Raw genomic sequence first — 18,392 nt, 5'->3', positions numbered from 1 at the left:
GTGCTTGCAAATGATTGCAAAGCCTTGTCTGGTGGTGTTGGAGACCTGATCAATTATTGATTTTAGTCAAACCTGGAGCACTCGCTTGGTGCGTTTTAGCCAGGGTTCTGTGGGCTGTGACCGCTTTAGGTTCTCGCTCGTTCCAGTGCGTGGGTAGAATCGGTTCTTTTTCCCGTTGAAGGAAGGCTAATGGCTCAGTCTTACAGTGCGCGCAGTCGTGCGATCGAACCGTTCCACGTGATGGCATTGCTGGCGCGGGCCAATGAACTGCAAGCCGCGGGCCACGACGTGATCCACCTGGAAATCGGCGAGCCGGACTTCACCACCGCCGAGCCGATCATCCAGGCCGGCCAGGCGGCGCTGACGGCGGGGAAAACCCGTTACACTGCGGCTCGCGGCATTCCAGAGCTGCGCGAGGCCATTTCCGGGTTCTATCAACAGCGTTACGGGCTCAACATCGATCCACAGCGGATTCTCATCACTCCCGGCGGTTCCGGCGCACTGCTGCTGGCCACCGCGTTGCTGGTAGATCCGGGCAAGCACTGGCTGCTGGCCGACCCCGGCTACCCGTGTAACCGGCATTTTTTGCGACTGGTGGAAGGCGCGGCGCAGCTTGTCCCTGTAGGTCCGGATGTGCGTTATCAGCTGACCCCGGACCTGGTGGCCCGTCATTGGGATCACGACAGTGTCGGCGCCCTGGTAGCTTCGCCGGCCAATCCGACTGGCACCATCCTGACCCGCGACGAGCTGGCCGGACTGTCAGCAGCAATCAAGCAACGTCACGGCCATCTGGTGGTGGACGAGATCTACCATGGCCTGACTTACGGCACGGATGCCGCCAGCGTGCTGGAAGTCGATGACAGTGCGTTCGTGCTCAATAGTTTTTCCAAGTATTTCGGGATGACCGGCTGGCGTCTCGGCTGGCTGGTGGCGCCGCAAGCGGCGGTTGGAGAGCTGGAAAAACTCGCCCAGAACCTCTACATCAGCGCGCCGAGCATGGCCCAGTACGCCGCGCTGGCCTGCTTCGAACCGGCAACCATCAGCATTCTGGAAGAGCGCCGCGCCGAGTTCGGACGTCGTCGTGACTTCCTGCTGCCGGCCTTGCGCAATCTGGGCTTCGGCATTGCTGTCGAGCCTGAAGGCGCCTTCTATTTGTACGCTGATATCAGCCAGTTCGGCGGAGATGCCTTCGCGTTCTGCCGACATTTCCTCGAAACCGAACATTTGGCGTTCACCCCCGGTCTGGATTTCGGCCGCTATCAAGCCGGTCATCACGTGCGGTTTGCCTATACCCAGAGCCTGCCGCGCTTGCAGGAAGCGGTGGAACGGATCGCGCGTGGCCTGAAGAGCTGGCAAGGCTGATGCGCTTTCATCCTCCCCTTGAAGAAGGTCGCCTGATTCGCCGTTACAAGCGTTTTCTCACCGATATCGAAACCGTTGGCGGCGAGTTGCTGACTATTCACTGTCCCAATACCGGTTCGATGCTCAATTGCCAGGTCGAAGGCGGCCAGGTTTGGTTCAGTCGCTCCGACGACCCCAAACGCAAGTTGCCCGGCACCTGGGAAATTGGCGAAACCCCGCAGGGCCGGTTGTTTTGTGTGAACACCGGGCGGGCCAACGGTTTGATTGAAGAGGCATTACGCGCCGGGGTCATCAGCGAGCTGAACGGCTTCACCGAATTGAAACGCGAGGTGGCTTACGGTCAGGAAAGCAGCCGCATCGATTTTCGCCTCGATTACCCGACCGGACCGGCGTATGTGGAAGTCAAAAGTGTCACGCTGGGCTTCGATGGTTCACGGGTGGCGGCGTTTCCCGACGCGGTGACCCAGCGAGGCGCCAAGCACTTGCGTGAACTCGCTCACCTGGCACGGGACGGGATTCGGGCGGTGCAGTTGTATTGCGTGAATCTCACCGACATTGATGCCGTGCGTCCGGCCGAGGAAATCGATGCGGCCTACGCGGCTGCGTTACGTGAGGCCGTGGCGTGTGGGGTTGAGGTGCTGGCTTACGGCGTGAGTATCAATCACGAAGAAATGCGGGTGGATCGTCGACTTGATGTGTTGCTGGGCAGTTAAAGGCTGATCCAGATCCCTTGGGTATCTTCGCGGCAGGGGATGGCGCGAAGGGATTGCCCGGCGCAAGGTCCGGCGACGCATTCGCCGTCTTCAATCAGAAACAATGCGCCGTGGGTCGCGCACTGGATCAGGCTGTTGCTGGGATCAAGGAACTGGTCGGGTTTCCATTCCAGCCCGACGCCACGGTGCGGGCAGCGGTTGAGGTAGACATAAACCTGAGCGCCCCGGCGCACGGCGAAGAGCTTCTGCCCGTCGATCTCGAAACCGCGACTGCTTGCATCGGCCAGTTCGGGGCTTGGGCAAAGAAACTTCATGACTATCCTCTAGGGCGGCTCGTGACGGGATGTGTCCGAGCTTGACGTTCAAATGCAAACAATTATCAAATGGCGGCCACTCACCGGGCGCTCGCCGGCTGCCGAGGATACTCGGCCTGCCTCACGGATGCCCGGTAAACCCCTTCAAGGAAGCTGTTTATGCGCCTGAGCCCCCGGATTGTAGCGCTGTGTGTCGCACTTCTGGTCAGTCACCCAGCCACATCGGCCGATTTGCCGCAACGCTGGGTGAGTGCCGGTGGCGCTTTGTCCGAGTGGGTGAGCACCTTGGGGGGCGAATCGAAACTGGTGGGTGTCGATACGACCACCCAGCACCCTGATTCGTTGAAAGCACTGCCGAGTATCGGCTATCAGCGGCAATTGTCGGCGGAAGGCATCCTGAGCCTGCGCCCGCAGATTCTGATCGGTACTGAAGAAATGGGGCCACCTGCGGTCATTGCGCAAATTCGCAACGCAGGCGTTCAGGTCGAACTGTTCTCGGCGCAGCCGGATCTGCCGACCTTGCAGGGTAACTTGCAGCATCTGGGCAAGTTGCTCGGCGCTGAAGATCGGGCGACGCAGGTGTTCCTGAGTTATCAACAGCAAATTGATCAGCAAAAGGCCAGGGTGACTCGTTCGCAGTTCAAGCAGAAAGCGCCGGGTGTGTTGTTGCTGTTGGGACATGCCGGGGGCAAACCATTGATCGCCGGCAAGGGCACCGCCGCTGAGTGGCTGCTGCAACAGGCCGGTGGCCACAATCTGGCGACTCACACCGGGTACAAGCCGTTTTCCGTAGAATCCCTGGCGAGTCTGAATCCCGACGTGCTGGTGTTTTCCGACCGCGCGCTGAGCGGCGACGCGGCCAAAGCTGCATTGTTCAAGGAGAACCCGATTCTGTCTTCGACCCGGGCGGCGAAGGAAGGGCGGGTCGTTGAACTCGATCCAACGCTGCTGGTGGGTGGGCTCGGGCCTCGTCTGCCGGATGAGTTGAAGAGGTTGTCTGACGCCTTTTATCCCGATGCGGCGGACCAATGAGCACTCTGGTTAAACCCCGCACCCTATTTATCGGCCTGAGCCTCCTGTGTTTGCTGGCGATCTGGTTGTCGTTGGCCCTTGGTCCGGTGAGCCTGCCGTTGCTTGATACCTTGCGCGCCGCGTTACGGTTGCTCGGTTTGCCGGTGGCGCCCGAAGGTCTGGAGCAGGCCGAGTTGATCCTCGGGCAGATTCGCCTGCCGCGAACGCTGTTGGGTTTGGCCGTGGGCGGTGTTCTGGCGCTGTCCGGGGTGGCGATGCAGGGGCTGTTTCGCAATCCGCTGGCGGACCCGGGGCTGGTCGGCGTCTCCAGCGGTGCGGCGCTCGGTGCGGCCATCGCCATTGTCGGCGGCTCAGCTTTCGGCGGTTTGCCTGAGTCGTTCGGGCCTTACCTGTTGTCACTGTGCGCATTTCTCGGCGGGCTGGGGGTCACCGCGCTGGTCTATCGACTAGGCCGGTATAACGGTCGAACCAACGTCGCCACCATGTTGCTGGCGGGGATCGCGTTGACGGCGCTGGCCGGGTCGGCGGTGGGGTTGTTCACCTATCTGGCCGATGACGCGACCCTGCGCACCCTGACGTTCTGGAACCTGGGCAGCCTCAACGGCGCCAGCTATTCGCGTCTGTGGCCGTTGTTGCTGATCAGTGTCGGCGTGGCGTTGTGGCTGCCCCGACGAGCTAAAGCGTTGAATGCATTGTTACTGGGTGAGTCGGAGGCCGGGCACCTGGGCATCAATGTCGAACGGCTCAAGCGTGAACTGGTGTTCTGCACCGCGCTGGGCGTCGGTGCTGCCGTCGCGGCGGCGGGGATGATCGGCTTTGTCGGGTTGGTGGTGCCGCATCTGGTGCGATTGCTGGCCGGTCCCGATCATCGGGTGCTGTTGCCGGCCTCGGTGCTGGCGGGCGCGAGTCTGCTGCTGTTTGCCGATCTGGTGGCACGGCTGGCGCTGGCGCCGGCCGAATTGCCGATTGGCATCGTCACGGCGTTCATCGGTGCACCGTTCTTTCTATATCTGCTGCTCCGGGGGCGTGCCTGATGTTGCGAACCCGGAATCTGCATGTCCTGCGTGGGCGAAAGAGTGTGTTGACGGACATCACCCTTGAACTCAAACCGGGGGAAGTCCTTGGCGTGCTGGGCCCCAACGGTGCCGGTAAAAGCACCTTGCTCGCCGCCTTGTGTGGCGAGTTGCAGGCTGATACCGGCAGTGTCTGGCTGGATGAGCATGAGTTGCACCACTGGACCGGCGTCCAGCGCGCCCAGCGGCTGGCCGTACTGCCGCAGGTCTCGACCCTGGACTTTGCGTTCCGTGTTGAAGAAGTGGTCGGCATGGGCCGTTTGCCCTGGCAAAGCGGCCGGGTGCGCGATGACGAAATCGTTGCCGCCGCGTTGCAGGCTGCCGATGCCGGGCATTTGAGCGGACGCAGTTATCTGGCGCTGTCTGGTGGCGAGCGTCAGCGGGTGCACCTGGCGCGAGTGCTGGCGCAACTTTGGCCTGGAGAAGCCGGGCAGACACTGTTGCTGGATGAGCCCACATCGATGCTCGATCCGTTGCATCAGCACACTACGTTGCAAGCCGTGCGCGCGTTTGCTGATCGCGGTGCGGCGGTGCTGGTGATCCTGCATGATTTGAATCTGGCGGCGCGTTATTGTGACCGTCTGTTGCTGCTTGAGGGCGGACATCCGGTCGCATTGGACACACCGCAGCAGGTGCTGCGTCCTGATGCGCTCAAAGCGGTGTTCGGACTTGAAGTGCTGGTGCAGTCGCACCCGGAGCGTGGGCATCCGCTGATCATCGCCCGCTGAGTTTTTCATCGAGGTGAGAACATGCGATGGATGATGTTGCTGGCAGCGCTGGTGCTCAGTGCCTGCCAGCATGTTGCGACACCGACACCGACACCGACACCGACACCGCCACCGATCAAGGGCGAGATTGTCGATCTGCGCAGTGGTCAGTTACTGACGGCGCAGCAACTGGTCGCACGGCTGGCCGCGTCATCGCGCATCATCGTTGGCGAGCAGCATGACAATCGCGATCATCATGAGCTGCAACTGTGGCTGTTGCAGGCACTTGGGGCACGGCGAGCGCAAGGTAGCCTGTTGCTGGAAATGCTCACGCCGGACCAGCAACTGCGGGTCGATGACGTTCACCAGGCCTCGACACCACCCAATGACGTGCCGAGTGCGTTGGCCTGGCAATCAGGTTGGGACTGGAATCTGTACGGGCCGATTGTGCGCTTTGCCCTGGAGCAGCCTTACCCGTTATTGGCGGCTAATCTGACCAATGCCCAAGTGCGCAGCTTTTACGCTCAGCCGCCGACCTTGAGCGGTGCGCGGGTCAACGCCCAGTCGGTCAAGGATGAGTTGCTGGCGCAAATCAGTGAATCCCATTGCGGGCTGCTACCCACTTCGCAAATGCCGGCCATGCTCGCGGTGCAGCAGCAACGGGACCGACGAATGGCCGAGCGACTGTTGGCGGCGCCGACACCTTCGATGCTGTTCGCAGGTGCCTTCCATGCCCGCAAGGATATTGGCGTACCGATTCACGTACTGGATCTGGGTGAGCCACAAGCCCCAACCGTGCTGATGCTGGCCCAGCAGGGCAGCGATATCACGTCAGCCATGGCTGATTACGTTTGGTACACCCCGGCAACGCCGGCCCCGGATTACTGCGAGCAAATGCGTAAACAGTTCGGCAAACCATAGCCCCGAAGTGCTTTTTGACAGGCAAAAAAAGACCCGGCCAAGAGCCGGGTCAAATAACCGTGATTAGCCTGATGAGGAGATAATCTGAGAGTCCGAACCAAGGGCTTTTCAGAATATCGACCAGTCTCTCGACCAGTTGTGATAATCATAGCGATTCTCATTACCAAGTCAACAGCTGTTTTTGAGATTCCTTGGGATTTCCTGTCGATTAGCTGAAAGGCCGCGTAATCATTGGGTTTCAAGGCGTGTTTTTGAGTGAGTTCAGCTGCGTGATCTGCTTGTTCAGCAGGTCGATGCGACGTGCCATGCTCGCAATCAGGCTGTGAGCGATCTTCGGATTGCTCTGAGTCAGGCTCAGAAACTGATCCTTGGGAATCAGCATTACCGTACTGGCTTCACTGGCAATCACACTGGCGTTACGCTTTTCGCCGGTAAACACCGCCATGGCGCCGAAAATCTCATCCTTGGGTACATCGCCGACCTTGTGCCCGTCGACAAACGCCTCGGCGTGGCCTGCGATGATGACAAATACGTGGTCCGCTTCATCACCTTGCTGGATCAGCACCTCGCCGCTGGCCACACGTTGAAAACCGTTGGTGCTGCGAAATTCCGGTTGTTTCAGGCGCGCGACCGCATCGGACAGCAGGGCGCTCTGGCCCACCAGGTATTGCAGAAACAACTCCGAGCGCTCCGGGTCGGCGTAGATATGTGCAAACACGGCGGACCGCAAGTAGGGAGTCAAGGACAGAGGGCCGTCGCTGCGCAACCGGCAAAGCGGCAACTCAATGCCTTGGCGCAGACCGACCAGATCGCCCTCATGCAAATAGAACAGGGCGCGCTCATCGATACAGCCATGTAACAGGCCGTTCTCCAGTAAATACAGCTGATTACCGGGTAATACCGACGCCAGGTCGTCGACTGCCGGATATTCCAGGTTCGGGCCGCTGGGCGCCAACCCCTGCAACAGGCGGGCGGGAAGATTCTGCAAGCGGTTGATCAGTGTGTCGGCGTAAGCCGGCTGTTCCCCGAGTAGGTACATGGCTGCGGCGCCTGTTCAATTCTTGTGGCGTGACGAGATGGCTTCAAGTTGTCGGTTCAGTGCTTCCTTGCGTTCGGCGGGGATGTCATTCCAGTGCACATCCATCAGCGCGCCTTCGATCGCGTACAGCAACACCTTCGATGCTCGGAACCCGCGGGTACGCACGGCACGATAAGCATCGACCGCCCCCAGGCGACGCAAGTCCGAGGCGCTATGGATGCCCACGGCATGCAGCCATTGCGCCGACGTCTTGCCAAGATTCTTCAGGTGTTGCAGTTCATCATTCATCAAGCCTCCTTGCGACAGCCGAACGGTGCGTGGGCAAGCCTCACAGCCAGTGTAGCCATCAGTAGGAAAAGCGTGATTGTTTGGTCGGTTTCGACGCAAAAGCTTCTAAGAGATTGGTCGTGGCGTTGTACGAAAGGCCTGCGAGTGCAGTAAAGAATGGACGACGCAGTCCCCCCTGTGGGAGCGAGCTTGGTCCGGGGGGGCGGCTGCGTTGTGTCAGGGATATTGCGCGGGTGTTAGCGGGTGCGATAACGCAGGCGTGTGCCGAAATTCATCGACATCAGAATTTCGTCAGCACTCAGTTCTGGCGGGAAGTAGGCACCGGAGATCTGCGCATGGGCCAGGCTGGCGCCTTCCAGCGAAGCGTTGCGAAAGTCGATGCCGCGCAAGTCGGCTGAACGGAAGTAGGCGTTGGTGAAGTCAACGCCGTCGGCGTTCAGCTCACGCAGGTCAAGACCGCGGAAATCACCATCGACCATGTCGACAGGGCCGTCGGCCGGGCGTTCCTTGTTGAAACCTGTGATGTCGTCTTTATGAAGCAAGGCATAAAGAGGTGTGTCGAGGAGTTTCGGCTGGCTCATGTCAGATCACCTGTTGGTTTTATGACGCCAGTATAGTGCCACTATTTGACAGTCGTGAAGCCGGCGAGGGCTTCACGACTGAAATAGTTTCTTACAGGCCCGGCAGGCGTTGGCGAATCTGCGCCACCACGGTGTCGAGGGTCCCGCTTTCGTTGGTCTGGACGCGTTTGCTGCAGAGAATCTCGGCTGGCGTCAGTGCTTCACGGCTGGCTTGCTGGGCGGCAATAACGGCCAGGTTGGCGTCGGACGGATCTTTTTTATCGGCCTGGCGCAGCGCCAGCCAGCTTTCGATCACGGCCTGAGGCGCATTGCAGTCGAGGATCAGGAACGGTGCGCCGGTGGCCTCGGCAATTTTTGCCGCGCCATCGCGCTGTTCGCGCTTGAGGTAGGTGGCATCAACGACGACCGGGAAACCGGCGCGCAAAATCGTGCTGGCGATTTCATGCAGGCGGACGTAGGTCGCGGCACTGGCGTCGGCACTGTAGATGCCGGCCTGCGGGTCGTTCGGTACGGTTTGCTCGCCGAACAGGCGCTTGCGCTCGACATCGGAACGCAGGCGAATGGCGCCCAGTGCTTCCACCAGACGCATGGCCACGCGGCTCTTGCCGACAGCGGAGACGCCGTGGGCAATCGCCATGAAGCGCGAAGGAATGGTGCTGTAGCTTTCTGCCAGGTTGGCGTAATTACGGTACTGGCGCAGGGTCGTGGCGCGCTGCACCGGGTCGGCGTCGGCAGACATGCTGAACAGGCTGACCTTGGCACGTACCAGGGCGCGGTAGGCTTTATAGAAGTTCAGCAGTTCCAGGCCCTGATAGTCGCCGGTCAGTTCCAGGTACTGGCTGACGAAGCGGCGAGCCAGGCTCTTCAGGCCACGGTCTTCAAGGTCCATCGCCAGGAAGCCGGTGTCGGCCCAGACGTCGGTGAAGCGGAACGGTTCGTTGAATTCGATGCAGTCGAAAATCACCACCTTGCCATCGATCACGGTGGCGTTACCCAGGTGAATGTCACCGTGGCATTCGCGGATGAAGCCGTTGGTCTTGCGTTCGGCGAACAGCGGTTTCAGGCGTTCGAAGCTGCTTTCGGCCCAGGCTTGCAGTGCGTCGAGTTGCAGCAGGTCAGCCTTGTCGCTGAGGAATGGACGAATCTGTTCGAAATTCTGCAGCACGGGCGCCATCACGCTGTCCGGGGTGCCGGCTGCGTGTTCGGCCGGCACTTTTGGCGCGCTGAGGTGGAAGTGCGCGATTTGCTCGGCCAACTCGTCAATGTGCGTGGTGGTCAGTTCGCCGTTGGCTTGCAGGGTGCTGAGCAACTGGCTTTGCGGGAACTGACGCATTTTCAGCACGTAATCGACCACCGGGCCCTCGCCGCCCAGTTGCGGGGCTTCGGCGCTGCCAGTGATCGGCAACACTTCCAGGTACAAATCACTGGTCAGGCGCTGGTTCAGGCGCAGTTCTTCACCGCAGAAATGCTCGCGGGCATCGAGGCTGGTGAAGTCGAGGAAACCGAAGTTCACCGGTTTCTTCACTTTATAAGCAAACGGACCGGTGAGCAGGACCCAGGAAATATGGGTCTCGATGACCTGGAACCCGTCTACAGGATGCGGGTAGAGGGCAGGGTTTTGCAGGGCAGCGATCAGTGACTGGCTCACAGGCGATCCTTCATAGTCTGGGAAAATTCAAGGACGTCATTATGGCTGTAAGTCCGCTCGACGCAAACCTCGGCGGCCTCCTGTTGAGTATGAATAAAGTGCGTATAATCCGCCGCCATGACTCGTACCCGATCCTCCCGTTCCCCCAAAAAACCACCTTCCAGGGGCCTGCGCCCGTGGCTGGGCTGGGCCCTTAAACTCAGCCTGGTCGGCCTTGTGGTGCTCGCCGGTTTTGCGGTTTACCTCGACGCCGTGGTGCAGGAGAAGTTCTCCGGCAAGCGCTGGACCATCCCGGCCAAGGTTTACGCGCGTCCACTCGAACTGTTTACCGGCCAGAAGCTGAGCAAGGACGACTTCCTCACCGAACTCGATGCCTTGGGCTATCGTCGCGAAAGCGTGAGCAATGGTCCCGGTGCTGCGGCAGTCAGCGGCAACACCGTCGACTTGAACACTCGGGGCTTCCAGTTCTATGAAGGCCTGGAAAAACCGCAGCCTGTGCGCGTGCGGTTCTCCGGTGACTACGTGGCTGAGCTTTCGTCGACCAACGGTTCGAAGCTTTCCGTCGTGCGACTGGAGCCTTTGCTGATCGGCGGGATTTACCCGAAAAATCTCGAAGACCGCATCCTCATCAAGCTCGATCAGGTGCCGCCGTACCTGCTGGAAACCCTGGTCGCCGTGGAAGATCGGGATTTCTACAGTCACTGGGGCGTGTCGCCGAAGTCGATTGTCCGAGCCCTCTGGGTCAACACCTCTGGCGGCAAGATGACCCAGGGCGGCAGTACGCTGACACAACAGTTGGTCAAGAACTTCTACCTGACCAACGAACGCAGCCTGACCCGCAAGCTCACCGAAGCCATGATGGCGATGTTGCTTGAGTTGCATTACAACAAACGAGACATTCTTGAGGCGTACCTCAATGAAGTGTTTGTCGGTCAGGATGGCCAGCGTGCGGTGCACGGTTTCGGCCTGGCCAGCCAGTTCTTCTTCGGCCAGCCATTGTCCGAATTGAAACTGCACCAGGTCGCCTTGCTGGTGGGCATGGTCAAGGGGCCGTCCTATTACAACCCGCGCCGCAACCCGGAGCGGGCGCTTGAGCGACGTAATCTGGTGCTCGACGTCCTTGAGCAACAAGGCGTTGCCACGGCTGAACAGGTAGAAGCCGCGAAGAAAATGCCACTGGGTGTAACCACTCGCGGCAAGCTGGCCGACAGCTCGTTCCCGGGCTTTATCGATCTGGTCAAACGTCAGTTGCGTGAAGACTATCGCGACGAAGACTTGACCGAGGAAGGCCTGCGGATCTTCACCAGTTTCGACCCGATTCTGCAGATGAAGGCGGAGGCGTCGGTCAACGACACCTTTAAACGCTTGGCTGGGCGCAAAGGCTCGGATGACGTCGAAGCGGCCATGGTCGTGACCAATCCGGAGACCGGTGAAGTGCAGGCCATGATCGGCAGTCGTCAGGCCAGTTTCGCCGGGTTCAACCGGGCGCTGGATGCGGTGCGGCCGGTCGGTTCGTTGATCAAGCCGGCGGTGTACCTGACGGCGCTTGAGAAGCCCAGCAAGTACACCCTGACCAGTTGGCTGTCGGACGACCCCGTCACGGTGAAAGGTGCGGATGGTCAGATCTGGAAGCCGCAGAACTTCGACCGCCGCTCCCACGGCACGGTATTCCTGTATCAGGGGCTGGCGCACTCGTACAACTTGTCCACCTCGCGCCTGGGTCTGGAACTGGGCGTGCCCAATGTCCTCAAGACCCTGGGACGTCTGGGTGTGACTCGCGAGTTCCCGGCCTTCCCGTCGATGCTTCTGGGGGCGGGTGGTATGACGCCGATGGAAGTGGCGACCATGTACCAGACCCTGGCCAACGGTGGTTTCAACACGCCGATGCGCGGGATCCGCAGCGTGCTGACCGCCGAGGGCGAGCCGCTCAAGCGTTATCCGTTCCAGATTCAGCAGCGTTTCGATCCGGCGTCCATTTACCTGATCCAGAGCGCGATGCAGCGAGTCATGCGCGAAGGTACGGGCAGTTCGGTTTACAACGTGTTGCCGAAAACCCTGACGCTGGCCGGCAAGACCGGCACCAGTAACGATTCCCGTGACAGCTGGTTCGCCGGCTTCAGTCAGGACTTGCTGGCGGTGGTCTGGCTGGGGCGCGATGACAATGGCAAGACCCCGTTCACCGGTGCCACCGGTGCGTTGCAGGTCTGGACCAGTTTCATGCGCAAGGCCGATCCGCTGCCGCTGGATATGCCGCAGCCGGACAACATCGTTCAGGCGTGGGTCGATTCGCGTACCGGGCAAGGCTCTGATGCCAACTGCCCAGGCGCGGTGCAGATGCCGTATATTCGCGGCAGCGAACCGCCTCCCGGCGCTGCTTGCGGTGGCCAAGGCCCCGCTTCCGGCGAATCGGTGATGGATTGGGTCAAGGGCTGGATGAATTAAGCGAAGAGGGTTTCAAGTGAACAAGTGGTTGATTCCAGCGGTGACTGCCGTGGCTTTGCTCAGCGGCTGCTCTACCGTACAGCGCGGTTCGATTCCGGTTGTGGATTCCGGTACGGCCGTGTCCAACAGCGAACGTATTTCGGCCACCGGCGGTTTCCGCAAGACGACGGTGAAACGTCCGGTGCAAGGCCAGGCTCAAGCGATACCGCAGGGTGACAGCGGCGTCGTGGTGATGGTGCCGGGTGGTGGCGCGGTCGCGTCGGCGCCGATCAGCACTTCACCGATCACTCCAGGTCCGATTACTTCGGGGCCGATCACGCCGGGCCCGGTTGATAGTGGACCGCTGCAGTCGGCGCCGATCAATCAGAACAGCTACAGCATGCCGTCGACGCCAAGCGGTATTCCGTCGGCCAGCTCCGGTGGCGGCCTGTCCGCCGACGAGCAGCTGGACGGTCCGGTACTGGCGTTGCTGACTACCGCTCAGCAACAGCAGGCAGGCGGCGATCTCAATGGTGCGTCTTCGAGCCTGGAGCGTGCCCAGCGCGTGGCGCCGCGTGAGCCGCAAGTGCTTTATCGTCTGGCGCAGGTGCGCATGGCCCAGGGTGATGCACCGCAAGCCGAGCAGTTTGCTCGTCGTGGCCTGACTTTCGCCAATGGTCGTCCGGATCTTCAGGCAAGCCTGTGGGAATTGATCGCTCAGGCGCGTGAGAAACAGGGTGATGCTTCTGGCGCAGCACAGGCTCGTCAGAAGGCCAAGGTTTCGCTGTGATGGATGTACGTTTTTCAAAGATAGCCGAGCAGTTGCTGCTGATCGAACGTGAATTGCGTGTTCAGGGCTGGTGGGACGATGTCTCGCCTTCGCCCGAGGCGCTGTCCAGTGTCGAGCCATTCTCGGTCGACACCCTGGACTTCGAGCAATGGTTGCAGTGGATTTTCCTGCCGCGGATGAAAGTGATCCTCGAGCAGGATTTGCCATTGCCCAATGCGTCGGGGATCCAGGAGATGGCCGAGATGGTCTTCGCCGCCCGCAATGTCCAGGGCAAGGACCGGTATCTGCAAGTCTTGCTCAAAGAGTTCGATCTGCTGATCGCTGCTTCCCGCTGAATCGGTAACGGCCAGTGTTTACTGGCAGTTATCGGCAATCTGTTTCTGTGCCTCGGTGGTGCGCTCCTGACGTTGTTCGTCGGTCAGGCGGCGCATTTCACCGTCGACATCCTCCCGCAATCGCGGATTGTTCTGTAGCTTAGCCAGGTTGGTTCGTGCCTGTTCGCAGAATGTCTTGAGCTGGGCTTGTTGCTCGGCAACCTGACTTTTCACCTTGTCATCGATGGCCTGTTGATCGCCAATGGCGTTGCTGCGCGCGGGCACTGGCGGTTTGCCGGCAGGCGGGGAGGGCATTACCACGGTGGTGGTTTGCTGGCCCTGAGGCGGCTGGGCGTCAAAATGGGTGATTCCCTGGGCATCGACCCACTTGTAGATCTGGGCGCCCAGGCATAACGGGCTCAGGGCAATCAGCAGGCTGGCGGTGAAGATGGGCAGGCGCATGGCGATTCCTTGTCATGGGTTGCGCAATTGAAGCTAACACACTTGCGGTTTACAGGTTTTTTCTTGCGTTCTCATGCGCTTACTTCAATAAAGCACATTGACGGCTTGACTTGCAGGGGACGAAACAGAAGAATCCAAAGTCCGCTGTACAGGGACTGCCAGAAGCAGACCCTCTCAGCAGATCATGAGGCGCACATCCGCGCCGACCTGTTACACCCGCAACGCGTTACCTCGCGCTGGGTGGGAAAGGCCCGCAACACTGGGACGATCCCAATACTTGCTCAGTCAGTGCTGACGTAGTCGGCGACCACCGTCGCTCATGCTCTGCCGAGAAGTAAACCTATTAAGACCCGTCCCCGTTTATGTGGGCGGTATTCTGGCGTTTTAGAGGTGAACAACGTGGAGCTTTTATCTGGCGGTGAGATGCTCGTCCGCTTTTTGCGTGACGAAGGCGTCAAATATATCTACGGGTACCCCGGTGGTGCTCTTCTTCATGTCTACGATGCCCTGTTCAAAGAACCGGAAGTGACCCACATCCTGGTTCGCCACGAGCAGGCTGCAACCCATATGGCTGACGGCTACGCCCGTGCCACCGGTAAAGCGGGTGTGGTACTGGTGACCTCGGGCCCGGGCGCAACCAACGCCATTACCGGTATTGCCACGGCCTACATGGACTCCATTCCGATGGTGATCATTTCCGGCCAGGTGCCTAGCACCATGGTGGGCACCGATGCGTTCCAGGAAACCGACATGATCGGTATCTCCCGGCCGATCGTGAAACACAGTTTCATGATCAAGCACGCTTCGGAAATCCCGGAAGTCATGAAGAAAGCCTTCTACCTGGCGCAATCCGGTCGTCCGGGTCCGGTCGTTGTCGACATTCCGAAAGACATGACCAACCCGGCCGAGAAGTTTGAATACATCTTCCCGAAAAAAGCCAAGCTGCGTTCCTACAGCCCGGCCGTTCGCGGTCACTCCGGGCAAATCCGCAAGGCGGCAGAAATGCTTCTGGCGGCCAAGCGTCCAGTGATGTACGCAGGCGGCGGCGTGATTCTCGGTGGTGGCTCTGCGCCTCTGACCGAACTGGCCAAGATGCTCAACCTGCCAGTCACCAATACCCTGATGGGATTGGGCGCCTACCCTGGCACCGACCGTCAGTTCATCGGCATGCTCGGCATGCATGGCAGCTACACCGCCAACCTGGCGATGCACCATGCCGATGTGATCCTGGCCGTCGGTGCGCGTTTCGATGACCGTGTGATCAATGGCCCGGCGAAGTTCTGCCCGAATGCCAAGATCATTCACATCGACATCGACCCGGCTTCGATCTCCAAGACCATCAAGGCCGACGTACCCATCGTTGGTCCGGTGGAAAGTGTCCTGACCGAGATGGTCGCGATCCTCAAGGAAATCGGCGAGACCCCGAACAAGGAGTCCGTGGCCAGCTGGTGGAAGCAAGTCGACGAATGGCGCGGTGATCGTGGCCTGTTCCCTTATGACAAGGGCGACGGCAGTGTCATCAAGCCGCAGACCGTGATCGAAACCCTGTGCGAAGTGACCAAGGGCGACGCCTTTGTGACCTCCGACGTGGGTCAGCACCAGATGTTCGCGGCGCAGTACTACAAGTTCAACAAGCCGAACCGCTGGATCAACTCCGGTGGTCTGGGCACCATGGGCTTCGGTTTCCCGGCGGCCATGGGCATCAAGTTGAGCTTCCCGGATGCCGACGTCGCCTGCGTGACCGGCGAAGGCAGCATCCAGATGAACATCCAGGAACTGTCGACCTGCCTGCAATATGGCTTGCCGGTGAAAATCGTCATCCTGAACAACGGTGTTCTGGGTATGGTTCGCCAGTGGCAGGACATGAGCTACGGCAGCCGTCACTCGCATTCCTACATGGAGTCGTTGCCTGACTTCGTCAAGCTGGCAGAAGCCTATGGTCATGTCGGCGTGCGCATCACTGACTCGAAGGACTTGAAGTCGAAGATGGAGGAAGCGTTCGCCATGAAGGATCGCCTGGTGGTGCTCGACATTTCCGTCGACACCAGCGAGCACGTCTACCCGATGCAGATCAAAGACGGCTCCATGCGCGATATGTGGCTGAGCAAGACGGAGCGTACTTAATCATGCGACACATTATTTCCTTGCTTCTGGAAAACGAACCGGGCGCTCTGTCTCGTGTAGTCGGCCTGTTCTCTCAGCGTAACTACAACATCGAAAGCCTGACGGTGGCGCCAACCGAAGACCCGACTTTGTCGCGTCTGACGCTGACCACTGTTGGTCACGATGAAGTCATCGAGCAGATCACCAAAAACCTGAACAAGCTGATTGAAGTGGTGAAACTGGTCGACCTGTCGGAAAGTGCTCACATCGAGCGCGAACTGATGCTGGTCAAGGTCAAGGCCACCGGCGCCCAGCGCGCCGAAATCAAGCGCACTACCGATATTTACCGTGGGCAGATCGTCGATGTCAGCGCTAGCGTCTATACCATTCAATTGACCGGTACCAGCGACAAGCTCGACAGCTTCATTCAGTCCATCGGCACCGCCTCGATTCTGGAAACCGTCCGCAGTGGCGTAACCGGCATCGCCCGCGGCGACAAAGTACTCAGCATCTAAACCAAATTAGTGAATGGCCTGAACGGCCTGGATATATAGGGGAATTTCATGAAAGTTTATTACGAAAAAGACTGCGACCTGTCGATCATCCAGGGCAAGAAAGTTGCCATCATCGGTTACGGTTCCCAGGGCCACGCTCAAGCGTGCAACCTGAAAGACTCCGGCGTTGACGTTACCGTTGGTCTGCGTAAAGGCTCGGCCACTGTTGCCAAAGCCGAAGCCCACGGCCTGAAAGTGACGGACGTGGCTTCCGCCGTTGCGGCCGCCGATCTGGTCATGATCCTGACCCCGGACGAGTTCCAGTCCGCCCTGTACAAGAACGAGATCGAGCCGAACATCAAGAAAGGCGCCACCCTGGCCTTCTCCCACGGTTTCGCGATTCACTACAACCAGGTTGTGCCGCGCGCTGACCTCGACGTGATCATGATCGCGCCGAAAGCACCGGGCCACACCGTGCGTTCCGAATTCGTCAAAGGCGGCGGTATCCCTGACCTGATCGCGATCTACCAGGACGCTTCGGGCAACGCCAAAAACGTTGCACTGTCCTATGCCGCAGGTGTTGGTGGCGGTCGTACCGGCATCATCGAAACCACCTTCAAGGACGAGACTGAAACCGACCTGTTCGGCGAACAGGCTGTTCTGTGCGGCGGTACTGTTGAATTGGTCAAGGCCGGTTTCGAAACTCTGGTTGAAGCTGGCTACGCGCCGGAAATGGCCTACTTTGAATGCCTGCACGAGCTGAAACTGATCGTTGACCTCATGTACGAAGGCGGTATCGCCAACATGAACTACTCGATCTCCAACAACGCTGAATACGGCGAGTACGTGACCGGTCCGGAAGTGATCAACGCCGAATCCCGTCAGGCCATGCGCAACGCCCTGAAACGTATTCAGGACGGCGAATACGCCAAGATGTTCATCAGCGAAGGTGCAACCGGCTATCCTTCGATGACCGCCAAGCGTCGTAACAACGCCGCTCACGGCATCGAGATCATCGGCGAGCAACTGCGCTCCATGATGCCGTGGATCGGTGCCAACAAGATCGTCGACAAAGCCAAAAACTAAGTCGCACACTTGTACGAAAAACGCGGCCTAGGCCGCGTTTTTTCGTTTGGATCGCTGGTTCTGGTATAAAGCTGCATCGTTTGTGGCCGAACCGTCGTCCCAGACACTAGTCGAAACTTTCCACCCAGTTGCAAGGTAATGTCCATGAGCGAACGTCCCGAAGAGCCAAACCAGGCTCCTGACGCCGAAAGTCTGCTGCCCATCGATGAACATATCGAGGAAGGGCATGACGCTGAAGGTCGTAAAGTCCGGCATCGTGGTATCTATCTTCTGCCGAATCTGTTCACCACTGCGAACCTGTTCGCAGGGTTTTACTCCATCATCAATTCGATGAGCGCCCAGGCCGCGTTGAGCGCTGGCGACTCGGTCAATGCGAGCAAGTATTTCGCATTTGCCGCGATTGCGATTTTCGTCGCCATGGTACTCGACGGTCTGGATGGCCGTGTTGCGCGCATGACCAATACCCAAAGCGCTTTCGGTGCCGAGTACGACTCGCTGTCGGACATGGTCGCCTTTGGTGTGGCGCCGGCGTTGCTGGCATTCGGCTGGGCCTTGGGCGACATGGGCAAAGTCGGCTGGATGGTCGCCTTCATCTATGTGGCCGGTGCTGCGTTGCGCCTGGCACGTTTCAATACCCAGGTCGGCACGGCGGACAAGCGCTACTTCATCGGTCTGGCCAGCCCGGCTGCGGCGGGTGTAGTCGCCGGTATTGTCTGGGCGTTCAGCGATTACGGTATCCAGGGCTCGAAGATGTCGTTCCTAGTGGCGTTGATGGTGGCGGCTGCCGGTATGCTGATGGTCAGTAACATCAAGTACAACAGCTTCAAGGAGCTGGACTTGAAGGGGCGCGTTCCTTTTGTTGCGATCCTTGCGGTCGTTTTGGTGTTTGCTGTTGTATTCAGCGATCCACCACGCATTCTGCTGCTGGTTTTCCTTGCTTACGCGGCATCCGGTCCTGTGCAGTACCTGCTGCACCTTCGTCGCCACAAAAGCGTCGAATGACGTAAGTTCCCGCATACTCCGCAGTCTATTGGTGCATCTGTC

The 18,392-nt window shown here is 59.5% G+C and carries 19 protein-coding genes; 13 read left to right on the top strand and 6 right to left on the bottom strand.

All coding sequences use genetic code 11. The features are described from left to right. Positions 1–189 precede the first annotated feature (189 nt). Together POF45_RS11345 and sfsA are read left to right on the top strand one after the other, a co-directional pair. Entirely contained in the window at positions 190–1,362 is a 1,173-nt protein-coding gene (locus POF45_RS11345) for a pyridoxal phosphate-dependent aminotransferase (protein WP_282315698.1), read from the top strand. Next, positions 1,362–2,075 (top strand): DNA/RNA nuclease SfsA, encoded by a 714-nt coding sequence (sfsA, locus tag POF45_RS11340; protein ID WP_259496667.1) that lies wholly within the window; start codon positions 1,362–1,364, stop codon positions 2,073–2,075. The genes POF45_RS11345 and sfsA overlap by 1 nt, the downstream gene beginning before the upstream one ends. Here the strand turns inward: sfsA and POF45_RS11335 are convergent. Continuing rightward, positions 2,072–2,389: a Rieske (2Fe-2S) protein gene (locus tag POF45_RS11335; protein ID WP_282315697.1), complete on the bottom strand. Its 318-nt coding sequence runs from the start codon at positions 2,387–2,389 to the stop codon at positions 2,072–2,074. The two genes, sfsA and POF45_RS11335, sit on opposite strands and share 4 nt — an antisense overlap. A 159-nt stretch (positions 2,390–2,548) precedes the next feature. On the opposite strand from POF45_RS11335, the gene POF45_RS11330 reads away from it, so the two are divergent. The 4 genes from POF45_RS11330 to POF45_RS11315 are packed head-to-tail and all read left to right on the top strand — an operon-like array spanning position 2,549 to position 6,122. After that, positions 2,549–3,421, top strand: a complete 873-nt coding sequence (locus tag POF45_RS11330; protein ID WP_282315696.1) for a heme/hemin ABC transporter substrate-binding protein — start codon at positions 2,549–2,551, stop codon at positions 3,419–3,421. Positions 3,422–3,471: 50 nt separating this feature from the next. Beyond that, positions 3,472–4,455, top strand: coding sequence for a FecCD family ABC transporter permease (locus POF45_RS11325; protein ID WP_259503267.1), 984 nt, complete (start codon positions 3,472–3,474; stop codon positions 4,453–4,455). Then, positions 4,455–5,222 carry a heme ABC transporter ATP-binding protein gene (locus POF45_RS11320; RefSeq protein WP_259496664.1) on the top strand — a complete coding sequence of 256 codons (768 nt, stop codon included), beginning with the start codon at positions 4,455–4,457 and terminating at the stop codon, positions 5,220–5,222. The genes POF45_RS11325 and POF45_RS11320 overlap by 1 nt, the downstream gene beginning before the upstream one ends. A 21-nt stretch (positions 5,223–5,243) precedes the next feature. Beyond that, positions 5,244–6,122 (top strand): ChaN family lipoprotein, encoded by an 879-nt coding sequence (locus POF45_RS11315; RefSeq protein ID WP_282315695.1) that lies wholly within the window; start codon positions 5,244–5,246, stop codon positions 6,120–6,122. Positions 6,123–6,360: 238 nt separating this feature from the next. Here POF45_RS11315 and POF45_RS11310 read toward each other — a convergent pair whose 3' ends face one another. The 4 genes from POF45_RS11310 to POF45_RS11295 form a co-directional block, all read right to left on the bottom strand. Then, a complete protein-coding gene (locus tag POF45_RS11310; RefSeq protein WP_259496662.1) occupies positions 6,361–7,161 on the bottom strand; it encodes a Crp/Fnr family transcriptional regulator in 801 nt (266 codons plus the stop codon). Between the two features lie 15 nt (positions 7,162–7,176). Next, positions 7,177–7,449 carry a TfoX/Sxy family protein gene (locus POF45_RS11305; RefSeq protein WP_008020494.1) on the bottom strand — a complete coding sequence of 91 codons (273 nt, stop codon included), beginning with the start codon at positions 7,447–7,449 and terminating at the stop codon, positions 7,177–7,179. 236 nt (positions 7,450–7,685) lie between these two features. Next, positions 7,686–8,030 carry a pentapeptide repeat-containing protein gene (locus POF45_RS11300; RefSeq protein WP_259496660.1) on the bottom strand — a complete coding sequence of 115 codons (345 nt, stop codon included), beginning with the start codon at positions 8,028–8,030 and terminating at the stop codon, positions 7,686–7,688. 91 nt (positions 8,031–8,121) lie between these two features. After that, positions 8,122–9,678, bottom strand: a complete 1,557-nt coding sequence (locus POF45_RS11295; RefSeq protein ID WP_259496654.1) for a bifunctional aminoglycoside phosphotransferase/ATP-binding protein — start codon at positions 9,676–9,678, stop codon at positions 8,122–8,124. Positions 9,679–9,795: 117 nt separating this feature from the next. Between POF45_RS11295 and mrcB the strand changes: the two genes are divergently transcribed. From mrcB to POF45_RS11280, 3 genes are read left to right on the top strand one after another with little or no spacing between them, the layout of a single operon-like run. After that, the gene (gene mrcB, locus POF45_RS11290) at positions 9,796–12,120 is read left to right on the top strand and encodes a penicillin-binding protein 1B (RefSeq protein WP_282315694.1); all 2,325 of its coding nucleotides are present in this window, start codon (positions 9,796–9,798) and stop codon (positions 12,118–12,120) included. 16 nt (positions 12,121–12,136) lie between these two features. Then, positions 12,137–12,889, top strand: coding sequence for a tetratricopeptide repeat protein (locus tag POF45_RS11285; RefSeq protein WP_259496651.1), 753 nt, complete (start codon positions 12,137–12,139; stop codon positions 12,887–12,889). Next, a complete protein-coding gene (locus POF45_RS11280) occupies positions 12,889–13,224 on the top strand; it encodes a YqcC family protein (RefSeq protein WP_282315693.1) in 336 nt (111 codons plus the stop codon). Before POF45_RS11285 ends, POF45_RS11280 begins: the two co-directional genes overlap by 1 nt. Positions 13,225–13,242: 18 nt before the next feature. On the opposite strand, the gene POF45_RS11275 is transcribed toward POF45_RS11280, so the two are convergent. After that, positions 13,243–13,665, bottom strand: a complete 423-nt coding sequence (locus POF45_RS11275; protein ID WP_282315692.1) for a DUF4124 domain-containing protein — start codon at positions 13,663–13,665, stop codon at positions 13,243–13,245. A 399-nt stretch (positions 13,666–14,064) separates the two neighbouring features. Here POF45_RS11275 and POF45_RS11270 point away from each other — a divergent pair, with 399 nt between their 5' ends. From POF45_RS11270 to pssA, 4 genes are all read left to right on the top strand, one after another. Beyond that, positions 14,065–15,789, top strand: coding sequence for an acetolactate synthase 3 large subunit (locus tag POF45_RS11270; protein ID WP_259496648.1), 1,725 nt, complete (start codon positions 14,065–14,067; stop codon positions 15,787–15,789). Between the two features lie 2 nt (positions 15,790–15,791). Next, positions 15,792–16,283 (top strand): acetolactate synthase small subunit, encoded by a 492-nt coding sequence (gene ilvN, locus POF45_RS11265; protein ID WP_122719954.1) that lies wholly within the window; start codon positions 15,792–15,794, stop codon positions 16,281–16,283. Positions 16,284–16,331: 48 nt separating this feature from the next. Next, positions 16,332–17,348 carry a ketol-acid reductoisomerase gene (gene ilvC, locus POF45_RS11260; RefSeq protein WP_007948647.1) on the top strand — a complete coding sequence of 339 codons (1,017 nt, stop codon included), beginning with the start codon at positions 16,332–16,334 and terminating at the stop codon, positions 17,346–17,348. A gap of 144 nt (positions 17,349–17,492) precedes the next feature. Then, entirely contained in the window at positions 17,493–18,350 is an 858-nt protein-coding gene (gene pssA, locus POF45_RS11255) for a CDP-diacylglycerol--serine O-phosphatidyltransferase (protein WP_259496645.1), read from the top strand. Positions 18,351–18,392 lie beyond the last annotated feature (42 nt).

Origin of the sequence: Pseudomonas fungipugnans (genome assembly GCF_029955235.1) — a bacterium.
Classification (GTDB): domain Bacteria; phylum Pseudomonadota; class Gammaproteobacteria; order Pseudomonadales; family Pseudomonadaceae; genus Aquipseudomonas; species Aquipseudomonas fungipugnans.
This window is presented reverse-complemented; position numbering and strand designations above follow the sequence as displayed.